Below are 21,807 nucleotides of genomic sequence, written 5' to 3'. Positions count from 1 at the left end.
TATTCTACATGAAGCCAGTTTTTTTCATAATTCACTTCTACCCCAATACATAGACAATCTGTTAAATTCAATTTCATTATTTAAATTAATTCTAAACTAAGTGAATACATAATTCCTCACATCCCTTTATTGAAAGCCTTTTCCAAAATATTGAAAAGAAACCAGAATAAAAATTACGTAGAAATACGTAATCTTATCTGCCCGGATCTGCCTAATTTCGGATAAACAAAAATTGATAACAATGGATCACTCAAAAAACAAGAAGCCATTTCTGAAAAAGGAGATCGGTTCGTTCTGCAAGGGTATCCCGGAAGATCTGAACGTTATAGACCGCTCTTTCATGATGGAGAGCCCAAGATAGATTAAACCCTCAAATTTTTACGAAATGGTTATTAACAAAATCCTCAACGTCGATGATTATTATTTCGATGTCTTTATGTCGATCTCGGAAGCGCTCACCGGCTTTTCTGTGAACGAATTGCAGGCTACCGGCCTGGCAGAAACCTATTACACTTATATTCTGGGAAATTTGCAGGCTGCTACTTTTGTAGAATTCCTGACGGTTTCCAAAAATATACTTGAAAATTCTCTTACCGGAGATCAGCTAAAGAATGGCATTATTTCCGAAATCATGGCCGATCCCGGATTGAGCTACATTTCAGATAAGGTGATTACCCTCTGGTATTTAGGAACCTGGGAAGGGGCTTATATCAATGATCTGTCGTATAAAGAAGGACTTGTCTGGAACGTAATGCATTCGCATCCACCGGGAGCCAAGCAGCCTGGTTATAAATCCTGGGGCATTAAACCTGTAAACAGCAACTCATGAGCAAAATCAACAACAAAAAAGATGTGATCATCGTAGGAACGGGGATCGCCGGATCACTGATCGCAAAGCTTCTGACTGATCACGTATTCGACAGCAAACAAGGGAAAATGATTCACCGTGCAGATGCAAAAAAATCTGACGATACTCGTGAATTGTCTGTATTAATGTTTGAAGCAGGTCTTGAAGCCGGACTAGAACTGGATTCTGTATCCTCTATGACCGCTTACAATGAGTACATCCGTACTTTTTATATGCAGGAAGCTAAAGTTCCGAACTCACCTTACCCTAATTTAAAACAGGCCCCTTCTCCTAATGTACTGGATATGGAACCAATCACACCTCCTTTTCCTGATAAAAAAGGTTACCTGGTGCAGTTTGGTCCTATGCCGTTTGCCAGTGATGCGATCAGAGTAGGAGGTGGAACAACCCTCCACTGGCTGGGAACAACTCCGAGAATGCTGCCTAATGATTTCAGACTTTCCGAAAAATACGGTATTACTATAGATCATCCTCAGTCTAAAGAAAAGACACCTATCAACTGGCCTATAGACTATGATACCTTAAGGCCGTATTATGAAATGGCAGAATTTGAAATCGGTGTTTCAGGAGATGTTTCAAAACAGGAATACCCTATTTCTGAAAGCATGGAAAAATATTACGGCGACTACGTTTTCCCAATGGAAGAAATTCCTCAGAGTTATATGGATCATAAGATCATCAAAGGGCTTAAAGGAACAAGTGTTCGGTTAAACTTTGAGGAAATCCCTTTGCTTCTTGTGCCTTCACCACAGGGAAGAAATTCTATCCCCAATCCTAAATACGGAAAAACAAAGATCATCAAAGCAGAGACCGGGCCTTCAGGCTATCAACTGGTATTGGACGGTTCAGGAAAAGAAGAATATAAAGCACTTGGCTCGGTTTGGAATCCTTATATGGGTGAACGATGCGAAGGAAACGCTTCTTGTGTTCCTATCTGCCCGGTGCAGGCAAAATATAATGCTTTGAAGACCCTGAAGAAAGCTTTGTATAAAATCAATGACAATGATAATCTTTCCCGCAATCCATATATGGAAGTTCAGGCTCAGAGCGTTGTATACCGACTAAGCGTAGATCAGAACGATAAAGATAAGATCTCAAAAGTGCATTTGAGAAGGTATATTTCAAAAGAAAAAACAGACTTTGTAGAGGAAGTTATTGATACTTCAGACTCTATTGTCATTCTGGCGGCCAATGCTTTTGAAAATCCAAAGATTTTATTGAATTCAAAATATACGGTAACAGAGAACGGGAAAAAGGTTGAAAAAACCGTTGCCAACCGCAGTGATCAGGTAGGGCGAAATCTGATGGATCATATGGTGATGCTTACCTGGGGATTGTTTCCGGAGGCTGTATATCCTTACAGAGGGCCTGGTTCTACGACCAATATCTCGTCTTTCCGTGACGGAAGTTTCAGAAGTGATTTCTCGGCATGGATTTCTCCACTCGACAACTGGGGATGGGGATGGCCGGCATTTTCTCCCGGATCTGACGTTTCGGAATTCTTAGCAGATGGGCTTTTCGGAGCTGAATTGAAGGAAGCACTTACCGACAGACTTTCAAGACAGGTTTTATTTCATTTTGAAATCGAACAGCTTCCTAATCCCAATAACCGGGTGACGATCAATGATCAATATACTGATGCATTGGGTATTCCGCGCCCTGTTATTCATTACGAACTTACCGATTATGAGAAAAAGGCAATGGAACAGGCAAAACTGGCCTCAGATCAAATGTTTGAAAGGCTGGGAATTCAGGACTTTACGTCTTATAATGCAACAGACAACAACACTTTTATCTATAACAACGTAAGGTATTCTTACAATGGTGCAGGCCACATTGTAGGAACTCACAGAATGGGTTCTTCTCCTGATGATTCTGTGACAGACAGCTATTGTAAATCCTGGGATCACCCGAATTTATACATCGTGGGAGCCGGAAATATGACCACACTGGGAACTTCGAATCCTACCCTTACTTTATCAGCATTTACCATCCGTTCGGTAGAATCTATCTTAAAAGACCTGGAAACACAATTTAAAAACTGAAAACATGAGACAAAGACTTATCAATAAATCAGCTCCACAAGAAACTTTACAGACTAAAGCAGCATCAAAAGGAGCTAAAACACTAAGCAGAAGTGCAGTGGTAGACGAAGCTCTTTCATTGCAGTCCTTATTATTTGATTCAAGCATCAGTAAAGAAGACTGGACTGAGGGATTGAAATACCACATTAAAGCACTGACGAACTATCTACTGAACGATCAGACCAAAGGTTTTAATCAATATCTGAGTGCTCAGTTGGCAACAGGAATTCCGGAATTATCAGATCAGGTCAAAAAAAGATTGAGCGCCATCGATTACCGCCCTGTTTTGCAGGACCTTTTACAAACGGCCATCCTTATTGAGCATTCTACGATTCCGCCTTATCTTACGGCATTATACTCCATTAAAGACGGGACCAACACATTGGCTTCCCAAATCATCAGAAGTGTTGCTGTAGAAGAAATGCTTCACCTGATCATGGTGTGCAATGTACTGAACGCAATCAACATCCAGCCTTCCGTCAACAAGCCTCAAAACTACCCCACCTACCCGATGAAATTACCGATGAATGTAGATTTCTATGTAGGACTTGAAACCTTCTCTACCAACAGCATTGCTACTTTCATCGCCATCGAGAGCCCAAGTAAGCCTTTGGTAAAAGCCCCGACATTCACCATCGAATCTGAACCTGTCTCTTCATTTACCCAAAGAGCTGCTATCCAGGAAAACAATTTCTGGACTCTTGAGAATATGAAAGGCTTTATCATGGAAAATGTACATACTATCGGTGAATACTATGATGTATTATTTTTCTATATCGTGGTATTTCAAATCATTGCTTACTATCAAGAACATGGAAGTCTTCCTCAGAATTTCAAAGAACTGAATATAGGAGGAATCTTTACAGGAGATCCGTCTAAACAGATCCGTCCTGAGCAATACTACGGAAGTGGCGGAAAGCTTCATTCTGTGGAATCTCTTGAAGGGGTAATTGCTGTTTTCCAGGAAATCAAAGGCCAGGGAGAGGGAGCGGACGATTCTATTTTTGATGTAGATCCTTCCCAGTTTGAAGAAGGGGTTGAACTTGCCCATTATTTCAGATTTAAAGAAGTTTTCCATGAACATTTCTATGTGGGCGGCGATTACGGTCCTTTCACGGATGAAGACGGAATGATGCCTGTAACCACCCCTCCAACCGGGAAACCTCTTCCTGTAGACTGGAATGCTGCATATCCTATGAAAGCCAATCCCAAATTAAGCGATTATACAGAAAACAGGGAGCTTTATGAACAGGGGCTTGAATTTAATAAAACCTACAGAAGATTACTGGATGCCATTCAGCATGCGGTGGAAGGAAATCAAAAGGAACTAGAAAAATCAATTATGTATATGTATGCATTGAAAGAACAGGCTGTAGGTCTAATGAAGCAGCCACTGGATTCTCAGAGCAATGCTGGACCTACTTTCGAATATACCAGCTTATAACCATAAAAACTATATATCATGCTTAAACGTAAAAAAGAAGGCCTCGAAACGGGAGGTCAGTTATTCCGCAAAAGCCCGGGAGCTGATCAGAAATCTCTGGCTCAGATAATGGATGGATATTCAAAACTGCTTATCGATGATCCGGTAAGGCCATTCAGAGAAGAAAATCTGAGTGAGATAGAAAACAATGTAGACTATGGTGTTCTGGCAGCACTGAACGGAACATGGGTGAGTTATAATGTCAATTATAATAAGAACATTACCAAACCTTCATTAGCCAGTGGCATACATACTACCATCATGCCTTCTCCCGGAGGCAATCCAGGAACGATTCCCGGAAAGTTCAGTTTCGATTGTGAAGAATACATTGAAAAGCTGACATTTGAGATTGTTCCCGGCGGTGTCCGCAACCGTGGTGGAGCAAGTGAATTGTTCTGTGGTGCTGTGAAATATGAGCAGTCCATTAAAAGCGTCAATGCGGTAAGAGGACAGGATACTTTGAAATACACTCCTATTCATGAGGAAAACGGAATGTATCTGTGGCTAAGTGATGTTTACAACCATGCTGCGACTGAAGAATCAATTAAAAGAGATCGCGGTATTCATGCTGTTTCAGAATCGGATGAAATAAAATACGGATATAAGGGAAAATACAGAGACGAGCCTCTTCTAAGGGTATCTCCGGACGGACAGGAAAAGAAGTATATTCTTCAAAGTGAATTGCAGCCGGGGCAGCCTTATTATGAGATCATCCCGGCTCAGGAATTCAAACCCGGTGCGGGGCTTGATGGTCCTTATTTTATTCCTGACTACTCTATTTCCCGAAGCGGCGTTATCCCTCACGGCAGCACCATTACTTTATTAGGAGATATTGTGCCTCAGAATACGGCTGATACTACGAATTATTTAATTCAGGGTTCTCCTAAATTCCCTTATGGTAAAGAAGCATGGGAGTCTGATCATCTTTCGATTTCCCGTACAATGGGTAACGCCGGAGTAACTCCGGATAATATTATCGATCTTGACGAGCCGGCACCAGCTTGGGTACACGAAGAACTGACCGACCAAAATGATAAAGGATCAAACAAAATTTATACGCAACGTATACTGGCTAATGATCTGTATCCTTATTCTGTACGGCCTGATCTGAGACTTCGGGATACCTTAAGAGGTCAGGAAGTCAGCAACTATGTACATATCAAAATGTCATCCAAAATGAAGACAGGAGCTCAGGGAGGAATTCTTAATGTTCCGTTTGTGAACCGTTTTGTTCCTACTGTTGAAGTGGATATGCATATGTGGATCGAAACGATTAAGGAAAATGGAAAAGAAATCCTGCAGCTGCAATATGAACAGATTGTATTTTTTGAATTTGATTTCGGTAATGACGGTGGTACGACAAGCTGGCCCCATATTCAGACCAATACGCTGCGTAAGCTGGAAGATATTCCTGAAGATCAGAGGAAAGTGATTATGGAACAGTTCTTTAACAAAACCGGAGAAACTGCCGGTACTGCAACGGGCTGTCCGTATCATCAGGGATAAAGTTACTGATTCACCAAGTATACTATTGAAGGGGCAAATTATTGCCTCTTTTTTATTTTTGCAACTTCTTATAGGTCTGTTTTACTAAAAAAGAGATTGCTCTTTTGATATATTCCCGCCCTTTAGGGGTATTGAGATCCAGCCCGCAAAAGATACTGCCGTTCATTGAGGCATACAGATTCACATAATACATCCCTGAAACCATAATGGCCATTACTGCACGAAATTCATCTAAACGTTCCCCAAAAGTATCCTTCATCAGTTTAAAAAGACGTTCTCCATTTTCCTCCCGTGCATCAGATAGTTTTTTTAATGCCTTCCGAGGCTCAGACAGGCCCCAGATCAATAGTTTCTGGGCTTCTTTATTATTGTAAACATACTCCAATTGTGAAAGCAGCATATCTTCCACAAATGATTGCCCGTCGATATTTATTTGCGGTTTATATTTTTCAGCTTCTTCAGCGGTTGCCTGCATCCAAAAATCCTGTGAACTGATATATTCGTCTATAAGGCCATCCATTCCGCCAAAATATATGTAGATCATTTTCTTATCCACCCCTGCTTTTGCTGCGATGTCATTTACCTTTAACCCTGTAAAACCTTTTGTTTTGAGAATTTTTCCAACAGCATCCAAAAAATTTTTTTTACTGCGTTCCTTGTTCCTGAGGCTGCCTGCGGCTGGTTTTCTTTCCATAATTAAACATTCAAAGTACAAGTTTATCATTTTTTTTCATACTAGACACTAACAAGTGTCTTATTTTTATATATTTGCACCAACTAAAAAACCATTCTATATATTTTCAAACACAATCCGGGTGGAAAAAAATTTCGGACACTAAGGTAAAAACACTAAAAATGAACGGCACATTAGGAAACCTAATGATGCTGTTTTTATTTTTTATCCCTTTGGTAACGGAGTATCCCGGAAATTCAAGAAGATTCTCAGGATTTAAAAACGGTGTGAAGAAACCGAGATGATTTCTTTTGTTTTTCTAAACATCCGAAGTATAATTTTATGATTTTTTTCATACTAGACACTAAATAGTGTCTTATTTTTATATATTTGCACGAACTAAAAACCATTCTATATATTTTCAAACACAATCTGAGTGGAAAAAATTTCGAACACTAAGGTAAAAACACTAAAAACGAACAGCATCATTAGGAAATCTAATGATGCTGTTTATATTTTATGCCTTTTCTGGTTCAGGAGCATTTTAAAATTTGAAAGTACTGAGAAAGACTGAGATTATCTCTGATGATTTTTAGAACCTTACAGATTTTCATAAGTTTTTCCAACTAAAAAAGAAATTGCTTTCTTTATTCTGCCCCGGCCTTCAGCAGAGTTCATGTCTAGCCCGCAAAAGATACTTCCGTTGACAGAAGAAAATATGTTCAGATAATATAATCCTGCTACCATGATCGCCATGACTGCCCGGAGATCTTCTGACCGTTCTTTAAAATATGGTTTGAAAACGTTTTCAAAAACATACTCTCCGTTCTCTTCCTGAGTATCAATCAGTTTTCTTAATGACTTACGAGGTTCAGATATACTCCAAAGCAGTAGTTTTTGTGCCTCTTTGTTATCGTATACATAATCAAACTGTGATAATAACATTTCTCTGATAAATTGTTCTCCTCCATCATTGATGGTCGGGATAATCTTATCCATTTTATCTGTAGTCACTTTGATCCAGTAATCCTGCGAACGGATATATTCGTCTATAAGACCATCTATCCCGTCAAAATACGTATAGATCATTTTTTTATCTACCCCTGCCATACCCGCAATATCATTCACCTTTAGTCCTGCATAACCTTTTGTTTTCAGAATCTTCCCCACTGCATCCAAGAATTTCTTTTTACTGCGTTCCTTGTTCCTGACACTGCCTGCTACTGATTTTCTTTCCATAACTAAACATTCGAAGTACAAGTTTATAAATTTTTTTTCAAACTAGACACCTATCAGTGTCTTATTTTTATATATTTGCACAAACTAATAACCATTCTATATATTTCAAACACAATCTGGGTGGAAAAAACTTAGAACACTGAGGTAAAAACACTAAAAACGAACAGCACCATTAGAAAATCTAACGATGCTGTTTTTATTTTGTAACAATACTGGTTTCCATACTGTTGTAGAAAGCCCAGAAATATTCTCATCAAGATATGTGAGATTATATTTGAAGATTATGACTCTGAAATCTACAGAATACTATAGATTCTCATAGGTTTGTTCTACTAAAAAAGAGATGGCATTTTTAATTCTGCCCCGCCCTTCGTCAGTATTCATATCCAATCCGCAAAATATACTTCCATTCATATTTGAAAACATATTCAGGTAATACAGCCCGGATACCATGATGGCCATAACTGCCCGGAAATCCTGTGACCGCTCTTTAAAATGAGGTTCAAAAATATTATCAAAAATATACTCTCCGTTTTCTTCCTGCGTATCAATCAGCTTTCTTAATGACTTGCGGGGTTCGGATATACTCCAGAGCAAAAGCTTCTGGGCTTCTTTGTTGTCGTATACATAATCAAACTGTGATAACAACATTTCTTTGATAAACCCTACTCCTCCGTCATTAATGTTTGGAATTATTTTATCAATTTTATCGGTTGTCACTTTGATCCAGTAGTCCTGTGAACGGATATATTCATCGATCAGACCATCCATACCTCCAAAATAGGTATAGATCATTTTCTTGTCTACTCCTGCTGTTTTTGCTATATCATTCACTTTTAATCCTGCATAACCTTTTGTTTTCAGAATTTTTCCAACCGCATCCAAAAATTTCTTTTTACTGCGTTCCTTATTTCGGATACTGCCTGCTGCTGCTTTTCTTTCCATGATTAAACATTCAATGATACAAGTTTAAGAAATTTTTTTATCATTTTAGACACTACATAGTGTCTTAATTTGTATATTTGCACAAACTAAACCATTTTATATATACAAAACACGATCAAAAATGAAAATTTAAAACTGATTCTGATTGCATTATGATAAATTTTAGGACAAACCGCATTCAGGCACAAGGAAATCAGATTCTTGTTCAAGAATAAAAAAAAGTTAGTTCGCCGGAAATATGGCCGTTTCGCCATTTTCCACTTCCGAAGGCTTTTGAATGCGAAACTAAAAAAGAATGAATCAGTCAGAATTCCAAATTTCGGGCAAGAGCACTTATATAAGGCAATTCTCCCGTAAGATGGTTCCCTCAGTTTAATGGTAAAACTGCAAGGTGATTATTTGACACTATTGATGATGAATACTTGAAACAGCAAAAAACTGTGACAAAAAACAATTTTGTATACCAATCACTAAGGTAAAAACACTAAATGCAAACAGCATCATTAGATTTCTAATGATGTTGTTTTATTTTTCCGCCATAAATTTATGGGTATATTAATAATTTGAAGGATCTTCATAAGAAAAACAAAAGGATATAATGAAGCTTCCATATGATTTGGAAACTCCCCGGAAAACTAGTTTTTGCCGCAGCCCAGCTCTATTGGGTCAAAACCATGTAAGTACAACAGAAACAAGCTTTGTCTTTTCCTTTGAAACTTTTACCCAATATTGAAATTATTTATGAAATACTTTATGCCTGAAAAATAAATTAATCCCGTATATTTGGACTCAGATATAAAATTCAGATACATAATATAAAAATTATGCACACTATTGACTTGATAATCTATCTATTTCAATGTATACATATTCTTCAATATTCTGTATTATAACAGTTGAATGATACCACATAATTAAATTATGGGAATAATCTATCAAAATGAGCTGTGATTTGATATAATTAAACCTATATTTACCAAAATTTTAAATTAATGAACTATAAGCTTGAGCTCAATACTCAGGAGCCTAATTCTAAAATTGTTTTTAACAACATCATATTCGATTCATTTAAGATCAATATCATTGAAAGGTACATTGGATCAATGAAGGCCCGTCCTGTACTATGTGAGGTTTTATTTAAGGTAAGAACTTTAGATAATGTACTGATTCAAAGAAGGGATGGTAATATGAGAGTAAAAGTAAAAGGCGACCAGTTTGATACCTATCAGGAGTTGTCTAGAAAGCTGGGTTCTTATGAATATAAAAACAAACTGATCAACAGAAAAGAAGCTGATCAGGACTATGTTCACTTTATTCTGAGTCTGGTTATTTCCAATTATGACCTTAATTAATCTGTTTTTCCCGTATTGAATTTTCAATACACCATTGTTATACCCGCTGTATTTAAGCCATCCAATGATCAGCTTCAGCAAAACGGTATTTCAGGCCTCCATTGTGTAATACATTTCTAAGATAGAACAATTGATTCTATCCGGATATTAAAGCATACCTCTTGATCTCTCATTATTAATGGGAGATCATTGTTAATAACAGAACTGACTTCTACAGTCTCTGCACTCCCTATTTTTCAAATATTAATTATTTATAAAAACCACTTTTCAGATTTGATAAAAAATTTCTGAAAGCATTGCCATTGGTAGGTATTCTCTAAAGGACAAATCCTGTAATCAAATGGTTTTTAAATAATTTTAATTATTTTCGTTGCCAAAACAATAACCAAAACTTTATACTACTATACATGAGAAGAATTTTTCTTACGGCCATTCTTATTTTCGCAGGTAAAATATTGAATGCTCAACAGGCCCCGGCTATTGAATGGGCGGTCTGCCTGGGTGGCTCAGGAACCGAATCTGCTGCCACAAATGTAAAAAATGCAGGACTGTTTGGTTTACAGGTTCTGCGTACTCCTGATGGCGGATATGTAGTTGCTGGAAGCACGAATGCAAACAGCGGGTATGTAAGCGGCGTACATGGCAATAACCCGGATATGTGGGTTGTAAAAACAGACCAAACCGGAAATTTTCAATGGCAGAAAGCATTAGGAGGAAGTGGGTTTGAGGAAGCCGCAGCTATTACACTCACCAATGACGGCGGATACCTTATGGCAGGAAGCTCTATGGTAGATAATGGTGATGTACTTGATTATTTTGGAGGTGGAAGCGACCTATGGATAGCCAAAATAGATGGTTCAGGAAATAAAATGTGGACTAAAAATATGGGGTCTACAGGCACTGAAGCGGCATATTCGGTTCAGCAGACCTCAGACGGCGGATTCATTATTGCGGGAGCTTCCAATGGCAATGATATTGATGTGACAGGTCATCATGGAATCTGGACAACCTATGATATGTGGGTCATCAAAACCAATTCAACGGGAGATATAGAATGGCAAAAAAGTTTGGGTGGAACAGGTGATGATGTGGGATATTCGATTCAACAGACCTCAGATGGCGGGTATATCGTTGCAGGCTATTCTGACTCCGCAAACGGCGATGTCACAGGTAATCATTCTTACTGGGATGCCAATGACTGGGCCTATAAGCCATCAAGAGATGCCTGGGTGGTAAAATTAAATTCAACCGGGAGCATTCAATGGCAAAAGAGTCTGGGCGGCAGTGGCGAAGATTCAGCCAGCTCTATTCAGCAGACCTCAGACGGCGGCTATATTCTTGCAGGTTATTCCAATTCTGTGGACGGCCATGTTACAGGTAATCACGGAAGTCATGATTTCTGGATTGCCAAAATGGATGCCAACGGCTCATTGACCTGGCAAAAAAGCCTTGGAGGCAGCAAAACCGATAAAGCCTACTCTATCAAACAAACTCCGGACGGAGGCTACGTAGCTGCAGGATATTCATTTTCTATTGATGGAGACGTTGTAGGCCATCATGGATATGACACCGGCACAGATTATTGGGTAGTAAGATTAAATGCTACCGGTGATTTACAATGGAATAAATCTTTAGGGGGCACTTTTGGTGAGGCTGCTTTCTCTTTAGACCTCGCATCAGATGGAGGATATGTGATCGCCGGCTATACCAATTCGAGAGACGGTGATGTAGTGGGGCTTCATCAGAATGTTGATGCTACAGATTTTTGGCTCGTGAAATTGGGATCAGGAACTTTAAGTACTCTGGAAAATAAATATTCAACTGATATTTCAATTTACCCCAACCCAACAAAGAATACTGTAACCTTCTCTGAAAACCTGAATCATATTGAGGTTTCAACATTAGAAGGAAGAGTTGTACTGACCAAGCCAAGTGGCAATCAGGTGGATCTGCATCCATTACCAGCCTCTGCTTATATCTTAAAAGGTGTAAAGAAAGACGGAAGTACTTTTACGAAAAAAATTATAAAACAATAGTTTACCTTTACAGTACTATTATAAATATCAATCTCCGGCTTTCAGCCGGAGATTGATCGATTATAGATTAAAAGATATATGTTTAATGTCCCAATTTGTCCAGAATCAACTGCATCTTTTCTTCTGTCACTATTCCAATAACTTCTTTTACTTTACCATCTTTCCCAATAATAAGGGACATTGGGAATCTCTGTACCGTTAAATATTCTTTCAGTTCTTTTCCTGCATTGGTAATCTGCTCAAAATGATAAGGATGTTTCAGGATAAATGCCTTTACTTTCTGTGTATCATCGTGGGTAATACCAATAAAATTGGAATTAGGTAAAGATTGTTGCAGTTTATTTAAAACCGGGAGCTCCTCGATGCATGAGGCACATGTGGAAAACCAAAAATTAACAAGGCTTGTTTTTCCTTCTAAATAACTGACAGGATATGGTTTCCCATTCTGATCTTTAAAATGTTCAATCGGAAAATGAGTATCAAGCTTCGATTTCATATCGGGAAATGCACTGACCATTTTTTCCTGAGCTGATAGAGAAATTGCGCTGATCATCAGAGTACATACGGCTAGTTTCCTCATAATATTCTTTATTTTATATACCATTTGCTTTTGTTGTATAGGTGGTAACTTTATTATTTATGCAATTTGTGATGATGGGCATATACTATTTCTCCTTCTGTAGTTTCAGGGGAAGGAGCCGGTCCTCCTAAATAGATAATCTTTATATCATCATGATAAGCGACACGGGTAATATCAGGAGGCGTTACATATATTCCCCATTTTATATATCCGTGCTGTCCTCCAAGCCCGTCACCGGGATACGTCCGGTAGTTAGTTTTTTCATCTACCAAAGCATAGCTCCCCTGGTTTGGCAGTTTCATATAGGTTTTCATATATCCGGTATTCGTATCGGTCCATTTTACATCAATCCTGAAATGAATCCATTGGTTGACATAAGTTCTTATATCCGGGATAATATCTATAGGAGGAACATTGTTCTCTACGGCAAACCTCAACCGCATTGCATTTCGCTGTGTTCTGACCTGAAGGGGAACTCCTGCCCCGCCAGAGACCTTTAACTGGAAAATATTGGTTTCATTAGTAGGATCTCCGGCTTTCCAAGGGGTCCAGTCTTTCAAAAGGACACTGAATTCATAACGGCGTTCATCACCCGGTAAAAACCGAGCTGCTTTGAAACGGTCTGCATCACTCTCACTTCTCCAGTTCTCATTAGAATAGTATCCCTGATCTCCGTAAACTACTTTATGGGCAACAGCATAATTTCCCGTAGCTCCGGGCTGTACCATATAAACCGCATCGGAAGCGGTCGCATTGGTAGGATTTACTCCTGTGATACCGGAGTTGAGTGTTCCATTTTCATAATTAATATTCAGCAGCACATCTCCCGGAGATTGGGCATAGACATTGGCAGACAGAACCGTTAAAAAAAGCAGTCGTATACATTTGCTTTTGATCGGTAAAAATTGGAATTGAATTATTGTTTTGAACATTATTATTAGTTTAAAATATGAAGTAAAAAGGTGTTTTAATCATCGGTTTATTTTTATCAAATTTAATCTAATTTATGCTTAATAGGAAAATTTTCATTTTAGGACATCAATAAAAATCATACGCCTCACATCTCTAAAATATTCATTTTCACTACTGATACAGAGTCGTAGTTTTACTACAATTTTAAAAATATATCTACATTTCTATAAGGTGTATGATATATTTGTCTAATTTTAGTGAAATAACACAAAACGCAAAGCAACATGAAGAGAATTATTTCGAATTCTGAAAGAATATCGGAGAATGACATCGCAGGGATCAACCGGGTTGTCAGGCTGGATATTGTTGCTGATGGTAAAACAATCAGTAGATTTAAACATTTTCGTTTACAGCAGAGCGCAAGAAAGCATCATAGCTTTGAATTGATATTAGCTCATGATTCTTTGGAAGAAATCCAGGATCATAACCTTGAGAGCGCACAACAGTTTCTGGGAAAACGGCTCACCGTAACTTTCAGATATAAAGATCCTGAACACGAAAGCCCTGAGAGAACTTTTGTAGGGGTCATAACGAAAGTAGCCTTCAGTCAGGAAAAAATGAGTTTGGGAAATATTGTACTTAAGGGATACAGTCCTACTATTCTGATGGATTCAGCACCCCATACTCAAAGCTTCGGAGGCAGCCAATCCGTCAATACCCACATTATTGCAGATAGAATTTTCAAAGAAACTCTGGAATCAAGTCAATTTGATTTCCGGGTAGATACACAGAATAAAAGCTACATCAATTACAGTACACAGTATTGTGAGACGCATTACAATTATCTTGCGAGACTGGCAGCAGCTTATGGAGAACAGTTTTATTATGATGGCTACATCTTGCACTTCGGAAAGCTTCCTCCCAATGAAAAACCTATCAATCTTACATACGGAAGTAATGTTACAGATGTACAGGTAGAGTTAAAAGCCACTCACATAAAACCTGAATATTTTGGCTATAACAGCAGCAATCATGCTAAAATGCAAGGCTCGGATCATACTATAAAACATCTTGGAGACCTGTCAGCCAAAGCCTATCAACTGAATGCGGATATTTTCAGGACACGATCACTGACTCCCACCCCTATCAATGCCAATATGTTTATGGATGTGGATGATTCTCAGAAAAGTGCAAGGGGAAGTAAAGCGGTAGAAGTTTTTACGGTATCGGGGAATACATCACTTCCTTTTCTCTATATTGGCTGTGTTGCAAACCTCGATATGAGGAAACAAAACAACAATGAAACCTCACATTTTACCACGCTGATGATTACAGAGGCCAACCATGAAGTGGATGCCAGAGGATACTATACAGGAAGTTTTGAAGCCATCGCTGAAGGTACAGGATTCATGCCTAAGCCTGAATTTATTATTCCTAAAGCCGAACCTCAGATAGCCACCGTAATCTCCAATATCGACCCTCTGAATCAGGGAAGAATACAGGTACAATTCGATTGGCAGCTGAATGACACCACCCATTTTATCAGAATGATGAGTCCTGATGCCGGAGGAACAGACATTGTAAGTCAAAACAGAGGATTTGTTGCCATTCCTGAAATCGGAGACCAGGTGATGGTAGGATTCGAATACCATAATCCTGATTTTCCTTTCGCAATGGGCGGAATGTTTCATGGAGGCGTTGGATTGGGAGGTGGCATGGACAACCGTGTGAAATCTCTTCAGACAAGAAGCGGGCACCGTCTGGTATTTACAGAAGATGAAAGTATTTTGCTGACGGATAAAAGCGGCAATGTCCTTCAATTTGATACTGAAGGGAGCAATATCAATATTACGGCTCCTGAAACCATCACTATAAAATCAAAGAATCTGAAATTTGATATTGAAGAAAACATTGAGACCAGAGCTGGCAAAAACATGGAAACGAGTATCGGGCAGAACATCAAAATCATCGCAAAAGAAGAAATAAGCCAGGATAGTGGCAAAAAGACCATTATTTCAGCCGGAACCAATACTGAAATATCCGCCAAAGCGCATCTGGACCTATATGGAAAAGAAAAGTTCATCGGTTATACGGATGGACAAACTGAATTTGGCGCAAGAGACAGAATGCATGTGTATGGAGCCAATTCGTTATTGACCGCTAAAGATAAAATTGAGTATAAAGCTCCACAAATGAATAAGCTTCCTGCCAACGGAGAATTTGATTATACCAAAGAAAAACAGATTGTAAGCGCGAAATGGATGGATGCAGAGATGGAAAACAATATTGACAGCGCCTATTATGGCAGTAAAGTAAGTTTATTGGTACAAACCAGAAATTATGAAGAAGGAGAAGCCGTTGAAGTTATTGTTGAAAAAAATATAGATGGGAAACAAGAAGAGGTATCTTTTGCCGGAAATGTCAATAAAGAAGGATTTGCCGAATTAAAAGAAAAAATAGAGGTTAGTAAAAACATTTAATCAATCAATTTATGGCAGATAATAATACATATACCGTTAAAGACCCTTCCGGATCTCTTCTCAAAGAGGTTTTAACGGTCGAAGAATGTCCTTGTAATACTTGGGAAACAATAGCAGCTGTAATCCCTGCAGAAAAATTTGTAGGCTATACAACTGATTGTCATACTGCAACCAATAAGCAATTATCCAATGCAGGATACAGAGAAAGTGGCAAAAGACATTTAATAGCAACGGCAACTTATCCGAAGAAAAAGGAAGAAGCTTATACATTCAACTACCATAAAGCAGAATTTAATGCAGGAGTAGAATATATAAAAAAAGCATTGAAGAGTGGACACCCTGTAACGGTAGGAATCGATGATGTAGATGACAGAATAAAAAAGGCGAGAAAAGAATATATCAATCCTGATGGGATTACGGACCATTTTGTGGTGATTGTGGGAATGGGTTCAGACAGCAAAGGAAACTACTTCCACTTTTATGACAATGCAGTGGGAACCGCAAAAGCCGTATTAGAGGTTGGAACCTCTGCACACAATAAGCTTTACTGCCTATGTAATAAACCTGCACTCATTGGGCAGACGGATGTGCGAAGTTCCTATGGCAACGGACTTACCTATGTAGTATCCACCATAAGAGAGAGTGCGGCAATACCTAAAGCAATAAAACAGAAAAAATGATGACAAAAAAGATCATATTATTTTTATACCTTCTATTCCCTCTCGTGTTATTTTCTCAGAAAAGTGACAGCATTACCCTACTAAACAACAAGATTGTTCATCTATCCCCTCTCAATGAAGAAATACATGATAAAATAACCCGTGTAAAAGTATCAAAGGTCAGATTCAAAGGTAAAGTGGAGGGCTATGGCAGAGCTAATGCTATAAGAATTGTTGGATTAAATGATTTCTTGCGAAAAAACAAGTACAAGCCAATAGGGAAAATCTCATGCAGCAATTATGTAAAACAGGGAGATAATACCCAATATATAAGGGCTTATACCTGCTATAATGGGAAAAAAGAATCTGTGTTCAATGGGTGGCTATATGAGATCACAACAGAACAGACAAAATATACATTCATCATTATGAATTGAAAAAACAGCTATTCTGATGGAAGATAATTATTTGAAGATCAAAAAGATCAATGGAAATGAAAAATTCCAACACGTTGTTATAGATATATTAACGGAAGGAATATTTATGAATGACGGGGTTGCACTGTTGCCTTTGATGAATTCAAAGTATTACTTTGTTAAATTAGAAAAAGCAGAAAGCGGATTCAACACGGTAGAACCCGATTACGTAAAATTCTTTTATAAAATACGAAAAGCCAATAGAGCATCAAAAAAAGGGAATGAAAAAGGAAAATGGATCAATGCCAATTTCTTTTCTGATCGTGCCCCAGGCCAAATTGGTTTAATAGAAAGAATATTTATTGGTGGAAAAATATTTCCCAAAATGATGTTGGCTTATAACAACGGATTTGTTGGATTTTCCCGGGAATCTGCGGATACCGGTAAAATATCCATAAAAAAAATAAATCTTAATACGGCAACAGGAAAATTGGTCTCCGGCTCAGTACATTACGATGAATTCGACAGTCGTTTCATCAGTATTGATAACGAGAAAATATCCATCATACTTCCTAAGATCACTGCTTTAGGAATCGATTATGTAGCTTTGATGTATGATTTTCTCACCAATGGAAGCAAAACAATGGTAGCAGCATCTCATGGAGAGTTTCCCAGCCTGGAAATGTATGAGCTGGCTACAGATAGAAAACAGTTACAAAAAGGATGCTGGCTGACAAAGGATAGAAAAGAAGGCAAAGTTGGAAATCTCACCTTCCAGTTCGCCTGTAATTATATCATTGAAAATAAACTGCAGGGAGTGATTGCTCCTTTTGCCCAAATTCATACATTTTATGAATTTGTAGATCAGGCAATCCCTAAATTTAAACACAAATGCAGATGGACAAAAGGGGCAAAAAAGCTGGTCGGAAAACTGGCACAAAACCTGGAAGGCGGTTCTATGCTGATAAGCAATGATGTTGAAACCATATTGGCAGAACTCAATCTTGGCATATGCGATTATGCCATTACTCAGTTTTACGAGCTATTTAACGGGAAATATGCCACAGAGCCTTTAGACACCTATGAGAAAGCCTATCAGTTTGACAAACAATTCATCAACCATGAACAGGGAACGGTAGCTGTTCCTATCTATGAGAAAACTTCTGCAGCAACCATAGCCAAATTTCAGGCGATGGCAGACAAAAATATTTCTGACGGATACTATGGCCTTGGTGGTAAAACGAGCAGCGTTACCCCCCAGTTTGACGAACCATGGAAAGCTTCAGTGAAAGATGCAGGTTTTCGGATAGACCTACCACTACTGATGTTGTGGCTAGACAGGCATCAGCCTACCTCAAATGCTTTTAAAGGAAAGACCTATACCAGTGACACCTATGAAGTCATTAAAAGGAAATATAAACAGGGAAACAAAATCATTGAAAAACAGGAAAAGGAATTCAGACCCAAAGGAACTTTAAAAGAAGAATACCGTAAAATAATAAGAGCTTATGACCCACTCAAAAACTAACAAAATCTGGATCTTTATTTTAATATGGCTGGTACATATTATAGTCTATTACTTTATTTTTGGAAATATCGACAACCTGATTAACAATTATTATTCTGACTGGGATTTCTTTTTCGAAGAATCTATATCCCGATCTTTATCCTCTCCTATTACAGGCCTGTTTGGATGGTATGACGGTCTTCCTTTTTTTGTAATGATTCCTATTGGAGTTATGCTGATCCTGGTTTTGACAATGATGAGAAAGAACTGGTTTATAGCATACACTATATCATGCGTCAGCAGCTATCTGGGAATGTATCTTTATACGATTCTCATTGATAAAAGCTCTAATTTGTACCAATCGGGAATAAATGGTCTGGAAGATCTCACCTTACAGCATATTTTCCTGATCATACCTTCTCTTATCATTTCCATTTTAATTAATAAGTTGATTTTTAAGAATAAGTACAGAATTATAAAATCTGAATAAAACTATGCCCAATCACATCACCGACACCACCCAATTACAATGTGATAAAGGGACAATCCCATCACTGATCACTGTTACAAGCCAGACTTTTATGACCATTGAAGGTAAACTTCAGGCCACAGAAGAAGACAAACAGCCCAATACCAATATTAAACCCTTCGGGCAATGCAAACTGAAACCTTCTTCAGGAGGATTTTTACCCTGTATTCCTGCTCCTGTACAATGGCAGGATACTTCCGTTTTTGAGATTGATGGAAAAAAAGAGCTTTTAGACCACTCCACCTGCCCCTGTTCTGTGGGTGGTAAAATATCGGTTGTAAAATCAGCCCAGAGTTTTGTAAAGGAATAAAATGGATCAGCTTATATTGAATTTTACATAAGAAAGCCTCAATGAAGAGGCTTTTTTAATTTGTCTACAATTTCTTCAAAACGATCGGCAAAATATGGGATTGTTAATGGGAAATATTGAGGAACCGCATCGAAATAAAAACTTTGAGTTGGAAATCCATTTCAACAACTTTTCCAGAAAAAAGTAAAATGTTTAATTAAAATCTTTATTGATTTTTTACCAGCATCCATAGTTGAGGCCCATCAAGTATAATTAATCGCTTATATAAACGAAAAAAGCCCCTTAAAAAGGAGCTTTTGTGACCGCAGAAGGATTCGAACCCTCACTGTCGGAGCCGAAATCCGAAGTTCTATCCATTAAACTATGCAGCCGTATTCATGAGTAATGAGTAAATGATAAAATGAATGTCATATTACTCATTACTTATTGCCTATTACGTATGATTTAGAAAGTGATCTTCACCCCACCCAGAATCTGTGCACCTAAGACTTTATAACCTTTGTACGTCTGGTATTTTGAGCTTAGAAGATTATTTCCGAGTGCGAAAATACTGAAATTTTTGTGAATTTTATACTCTGCGGAAAGATTTAAATCAGCATACCCCCCAACTTTATCATTTGTGTTCTCTGTAGACTGGAAAATCATGCCCGGATTCGCTACACCTTCGATGGTATAAGAGTTTGTTGTTCTGTCACTTGCAAAGATTCCTTTGAACCCTAACAATAATTTCTTGTCCAGCATTGTATATTTTGCTCCAATGCTTGCATTTAGTAAAGGAACGTTATAAATATTCTCGTAATTCTTCAAATTGTACTTGGTAAACCTCAATTCTCCGTCGATGATCAGGTTTTCAAGAGGGAAATATTGTACACTTCCTTTGATGTCACTTACGTTTCCGTCATCATATACTGCAGAGAATGTATTGGCAAAATTGTAAGCAGAACGGTTCAGTGTATACACATCATCAAACAGGCTGTTTGCTTTAAAGAACATAATGTCTCTCATTTTTCCGAAACCTGCAGAGAAGTCGTATTTCAGCGTTTCATCAATATCTCCTCTCAATCCTACATAAAAATGATATTTGGTCTCTGTTGGCTTTAAATACTGGTCAGAAAGCACAAATGGATTAGCCTGTAAAAGGTCTCCGTAAGTGTTCAGCTTAAGACCGCCGTCTACCCCACCATAGAATTTGAATTCTTTAGCAGCAGCAAACTGGAACTCAGCTTGTGGAAACCAATACGTTTTGTTGTTCTTCAGCTGTTCTGCCATCATATCGTTAGAGTTCTTGGCATTCAGGAATGAGAATGAAGAACCTAGCATCAAATAAGAATCTCCTTTTCTGAACGTTACTTTAGGAGCAAGACTTGTATTGAAGAAGTTTGCCGTATTTTTGTCTCTGATTGCAAAATCTGTTTTTACAGCTTCCAATCCAACACCTAGATCAGCATTCAGGTTGATTCCTGATTTTCCTAATTCCACAGCATGTTTGGAGAAATTAGCCAGGATGGAAACCTGATTTTCCTGAGCATCGAAATGATCTTTAAGGAATGATGATTTCACCCTTACATCATTTAAAATTTCATTGGAATAAAAATCATAATATCCGTTTACTTTAAACTGATTTACCTTTTGTTTCAGATCCACATCAGCTGAAGGGGTCATCGCATAGATCCCATAGTAATTATAATTATTCAGCCCATATTCAGCATTAAGGTTGAATTTTCCTTTTTCTCCATAAGAATTAAGGAATGCTGCGAATGTAGCTGAGGTTTGCTTTGAGTTCCAGTCGTAGTCTTTTTTAAGCCCGTTTGTAGAAAGAACGTGTACATCACCTCCTACTTCAAGCTTATTTTCAAGGGTCTTGGAAATGTTTCCGTCAAGCAGGATCTTTCCATAGTTCCCCATTCCGAACTGAACGTAATTGTTTTGTGCCGTTCCATCAAATTTCGGTGCCACATCTTCTCCCTGAATGGTAGATGTTTTGAAGTCTGAAACCGCAGGTACATCTGTGATGGTATATTTCACAGGGTTCTGGGATTTCTCTTCCGGCGGGTAATTTTTAATAGTCTCCACTGAGGTTTTCTTCTTCTCAATCTTCTTCACCTCCGGCTCTCTTTTCTTATTAAGAACCAGTTTCTCCTCCTTGATCTGAGCAAACGCCACCGACGAAATTCCCAGAAATAATATAGATAATATTTGAATTTTCTTGTTCATACTCTTTAATTTTA

General features: G+C 38.2%; 19 protein-coding genes and 1 tRNA gene. 13 read left to right on the top strand and 7 right to left on the bottom strand.

Features of this window, described 5'->3' with window-relative positions; genetic code table 11:
- Positions 1-385: 385 nt before the first annotated feature.
- Genes AC106K_RS23675 through AC106K_RS23660 form a run of 4 tightly spaced genes read left to right on the top strand, consistent with a single transcriptional unit; the run spans position 386 to position 5,941 of the window.
- Positions 386-829, top strand: a complete 444-nt coding sequence (locus AC106K_RS23675) for a hypothetical protein (RefSeq protein ID WP_185289656.1) — start codon at positions 386-388, stop codon at positions 827-829.
- A complete protein-coding gene (locus tag AC106K_RS23670; protein ID WP_482447998.1) occupies positions 826-2,913 on the top strand; it encodes a GMC oxidoreductase in 2,088 nt (695 codons plus the stop codon). Before AC106K_RS23675 ends, AC106K_RS23670 begins: the two co-directional genes overlap by 4 nt.
- A 4-nt stretch (positions 2,914-2,917) precedes the next feature.
- On the top strand, positions 2,918-4,396 hold the full coding sequence (locus AC106K_RS23665; RefSeq protein ID WP_482447996.1) for a ferritin-like domain-containing protein: 1,479 nt from the start codon (positions 2,918-2,920) through the stop codon (positions 4,394-4,396).
- Between the two features lie 18 nt (positions 4,397-4,414).
- The gene (locus AC106K_RS23660; RefSeq protein WP_482447994.1) at positions 4,415-5,941 is read left to right on the top strand and encodes a peroxidase, FMP-type; all 1,527 of its coding nucleotides are present in this window, start codon (positions 4,415-4,417) and stop codon (positions 5,939-5,941) included.
- A 52-nt stretch (positions 5,942-5,993) separates the two neighbouring features.
- On the opposite strand, the gene AC106K_RS23655 is transcribed toward AC106K_RS23660, so the two are convergent.
- On the bottom strand, positions 5,994-6,635 hold the full coding sequence (locus AC106K_RS23655) for a TetR/AcrR family transcriptional regulator (RefSeq protein WP_482447991.1): 642 nt from the start codon (positions 6,633-6,635) through the stop codon (positions 5,994-5,996).
- A 161-nt stretch (positions 6,636-6,796) separates the two neighbouring features.
- Here AC106K_RS23655 and AC106K_RS23650 point away from each other — a divergent pair, with 161 nt between their 5' ends.
- A complete protein-coding gene (locus AC106K_RS23650; protein WP_482447990.1) occupies positions 6,797-6,919 on the top strand; it encodes a hypothetical protein in 123 nt (40 codons plus the stop codon).
- Between the two features lie 295 nt (positions 6,920-7,214).
- On the opposite strand, the gene AC106K_RS23645 is transcribed toward AC106K_RS23650, so the two are convergent.
- Positions 7,215-7,853, bottom strand: a complete 639-nt coding sequence (locus AC106K_RS23645; RefSeq protein WP_482447988.1) for a TetR/AcrR family transcriptional regulator — start codon at positions 7,851-7,853, stop codon at positions 7,215-7,217.
- A gap of 306 nt (positions 7,854-8,159) precedes the next feature.
- Positions 8,160-8,798 carry a TetR/AcrR family transcriptional regulator gene (locus tag AC106K_RS23640; protein WP_482447986.1) on the bottom strand — a complete coding sequence of 213 codons (639 nt, stop codon included), beginning with the start codon at positions 8,796-8,798 and terminating at the stop codon, positions 8,160-8,162.
- A gap of 992 nt (positions 8,799-9,790) precedes the next feature.
- Here AC106K_RS23640 and AC106K_RS23635 point away from each other — a divergent pair.
- Both AC106K_RS23635 and AC106K_RS23630 read left to right on the top strand, forming a co-directional pair.
- Positions 9,791-10,150: a hypothetical protein gene (locus AC106K_RS23635; protein ID WP_047097615.1), complete on the top strand. Its 360-nt coding sequence runs from the start codon at positions 9,791-9,793 to the stop codon at positions 10,148-10,150.
- 407 nt (positions 10,151-10,557) lie between these two features.
- Positions 10,558-12,186, top strand: a complete 1,629-nt coding sequence (locus AC106K_RS23630; protein WP_482447984.1) for a T9SS type A sorting domain-containing protein — start codon at positions 10,558-10,560, stop codon at positions 12,184-12,186.
- Between the two features lie 82 nt (positions 12,187-12,268).
- On the opposite strand, the gene AC106K_RS23625 is transcribed toward AC106K_RS23630, so the two are convergent.
- A complete protein-coding gene (locus tag AC106K_RS23625; protein ID WP_482447982.1) occupies positions 12,269-12,766 on the bottom strand; it encodes a TlpA family protein disulfide reductase in 498 nt (165 codons plus the stop codon).
- Positions 12,767-12,819: 53 nt separating this feature from the next.
- Positions 12,820-13,698: a heparin lyase I family protein gene (locus AC106K_RS23620; RefSeq protein WP_482447980.1), complete on the bottom strand. Its 879-nt coding sequence runs from the start codon at positions 13,696-13,698 to the stop codon at positions 12,820-12,822.
- Positions 13,699-13,962: 264 nt separating this feature from the next.
- On the opposite strand from AC106K_RS23620, the gene AC106K_RS23615 reads away from it, so the two are divergent.
- Genes AC106K_RS23615 through AC106K_RS23590 form a run of 6 tightly spaced genes read left to right on the top strand, consistent with a single transcriptional unit; the run spans position 13,963 to position 19,579 of the window.
- On the top strand, positions 13,963-16,158 hold the full coding sequence (locus AC106K_RS23615) for a type VI secretion system Vgr family protein (protein WP_482447979.1): 2,196 nt from the start codon (positions 13,963-13,965) through the stop codon (positions 16,156-16,158).
- Positions 16,159-16,169: 11 nt separating this feature from the next.
- Positions 16,170-16,838, top strand: a complete 669-nt coding sequence (locus tag AC106K_RS23610; RefSeq protein WP_482447977.1) for a hypothetical protein — start codon at positions 16,170-16,172, stop codon at positions 16,836-16,838.
- Complete coding sequence (locus tag AC106K_RS23605) at positions 16,835-17,254, top strand: hypothetical protein (RefSeq protein WP_482447975.1); 420 nt, start codon at positions 16,835-16,837, stop codon at positions 17,252-17,254. The genes AC106K_RS23610 and AC106K_RS23605 overlap by 4 nt, the downstream gene beginning before the upstream one ends.
- 16 nt (positions 17,255-17,270) lie before the next feature.
- The gene (locus AC106K_RS23600; RefSeq protein ID WP_482447974.1) at positions 17,271-18,761 is read left to right on the top strand and encodes a hypothetical protein; all 1,491 of its coding nucleotides are present in this window, start codon (positions 17,271-17,273) and stop codon (positions 18,759-18,761) included.
- Entirely contained in the window at positions 18,742-19,230 is a 489-nt protein-coding gene (locus AC106K_RS23595; RefSeq protein WP_482447972.1) for a hypothetical protein, read from the top strand. Before AC106K_RS23600 ends, AC106K_RS23595 begins: the two co-directional genes overlap by 20 nt.
- 4 nt (positions 19,231-19,234) lie before the next feature.
- Positions 19,235-19,579, top strand: coding sequence for a DUF4280 domain-containing protein (locus AC106K_RS23590; protein ID WP_482447971.1), 345 nt, complete (start codon positions 19,235-19,237; stop codon positions 19,577-19,579).
- A 299-nt stretch (positions 19,580-19,878) separates the two neighbouring features.
- On the opposite strand, the gene AC106K_RS23585 is transcribed toward AC106K_RS23590, so the two are convergent.
- Positions 19,879-19,950 (bottom strand) — tRNA-Arg (locus tag AC106K_RS23585).
- A gap of 73 nt (positions 19,951-20,023) precedes the next feature.
- Positions 20,024-21,793, bottom strand: coding sequence for a TonB-dependent receptor (locus AC106K_RS23580; protein WP_482447969.1), 1,770 nt, complete (start codon positions 21,791-21,793; stop codon positions 20,024-20,026).
- Positions 21,794-21,807: the final 14 nt, after the last annotated feature.

The organism is Chryseobacterium sp. FR048, from assembly GCF_056844665.1.
Note: the sequence above shows the minus strand (reverse complement) of the source record. Positions and strands in the feature narration are given on the sequence as shown.

What these genes read in the sequence shown, in the direction of transcription:
- AC106K_RS23635 (WP_047097615.1), top strand. Translation starts at nt 9,791, where the DNA reads ATGAACTATAAGCTTGAGCTCAATACTCAGGAGCCTAATTCTAAAATT.
- AC106K_RS23615 (WP_482447979.1), top strand. Translation starts at nt 13,963, where the DNA reads ATGAAGAGAATTATTTCGAATTCTGAAAGAATATCGGAGAATGACATC.
- AC106K_RS23610 (WP_482447977.1), top strand. Translation starts at nt 16,170, where the DNA reads ATGGCAGATAATAATACATATACCGTTAAAGACCCTTCCGGATCTCTT.
- AC106K_RS23580 (WP_482447969.1), bottom strand. Translation starts at nt 21,793, where the DNA reads ATGAACAAGAAAATTCAAATATTATCTATATTATTTCTGGGAATTTCG.
- AC106K_RS23640 (WP_482447986.1), bottom strand. Translation starts at nt 8,798, where the DNA reads ATGGAAAGAAAAGCAGCAGCAGGCAGTATCCGAAATAAGGAACGCAGT.
- AC106K_RS23605 (WP_482447975.1), top strand. Translation starts at nt 16,835, where the DNA reads ATGATGACAAAAAAGATCATATTATTTTTATACCTTCTATTCCCTCTC.
- AC106K_RS23645 (WP_482447988.1), bottom strand. Translation starts at nt 7,853, where the DNA reads ATGGAAAGAAAATCAGTAGCAGGCAGTGTCAGGAACAAGGAACGCAGT.
- AC106K_RS23620 (WP_482447980.1), bottom strand. Translation starts at nt 13,698, where the DNA reads ATGTTCAAAACAATAATTCAATTCCAATTTTTACCGATCAAAAGCAAA.
- AC106K_RS23595 (WP_482447972.1), top strand. Translation starts at nt 18,742, where the DNA reads ATGACCCACTCAAAAACTAACAAAATCTGGATCTTTATTTTAATATGG.
- AC106K_RS23630 (WP_482447984.1), top strand. Translation starts at nt 10,558, where the DNA reads ATGAGAAGAATTTTTCTTACGGCCATTCTTATTTTCGCAGGTAAAATA.
- AC106K_RS23670 (WP_482447998.1), top strand. Translation starts at nt 826, where the DNA reads ATGAGCAAAATCAACAACAAAAAAGATGTGATCATCGTAGGAACGGGG.
- AC106K_RS23655 (WP_482447991.1), bottom strand. Translation starts at nt 6,635, where the DNA reads ATGGAAAGAAAACCAGCCGCAGGCAGCCTCAGGAACAAGGAACGCAGT.
- AC106K_RS23590 (WP_482447971.1), top strand. Translation starts at nt 19,235, where the DNA reads ATGCCCAATCACATCACCGACACCACCCAATTACAATGTGATAAAGGG.
- AC106K_RS23675 (WP_185289656.1), top strand. Translation starts at nt 386, where the DNA reads ATGGTTATTAACAAAATCCTCAACGTCGATGATTATTATTTCGATGTC.
- AC106K_RS23600 (WP_482447974.1), top strand. Translation starts at nt 17,271, where the DNA reads ATGGAAGATAATTATTTGAAGATCAAAAAGATCAATGGAAATGAAAAA.
- AC106K_RS23660 (WP_482447994.1), top strand. Translation starts at nt 4,415, where the DNA reads ATGCTTAAACGTAAAAAAGAAGGCCTCGAAACGGGAGGTCAGTTATTC.
- AC106K_RS23665 (WP_482447996.1), top strand. Translation starts at nt 2,918, where the DNA reads ATGAGACAAAGACTTATCAATAAATCAGCTCCACAAGAAACTTTACAG.
- AC106K_RS23625 (WP_482447982.1), bottom strand. Translation starts at nt 12,766, where the DNA reads ATGAGGAAACTAGCCGTATGTACTCTGATGATCAGCGCAATTTCTCTA.
- AC106K_RS23650 (WP_482447990.1), top strand. Translation starts at nt 6,797, where the DNA reads ATGAACGGCACATTAGGAAACCTAATGATGCTGTTTTTATTTTTTATC.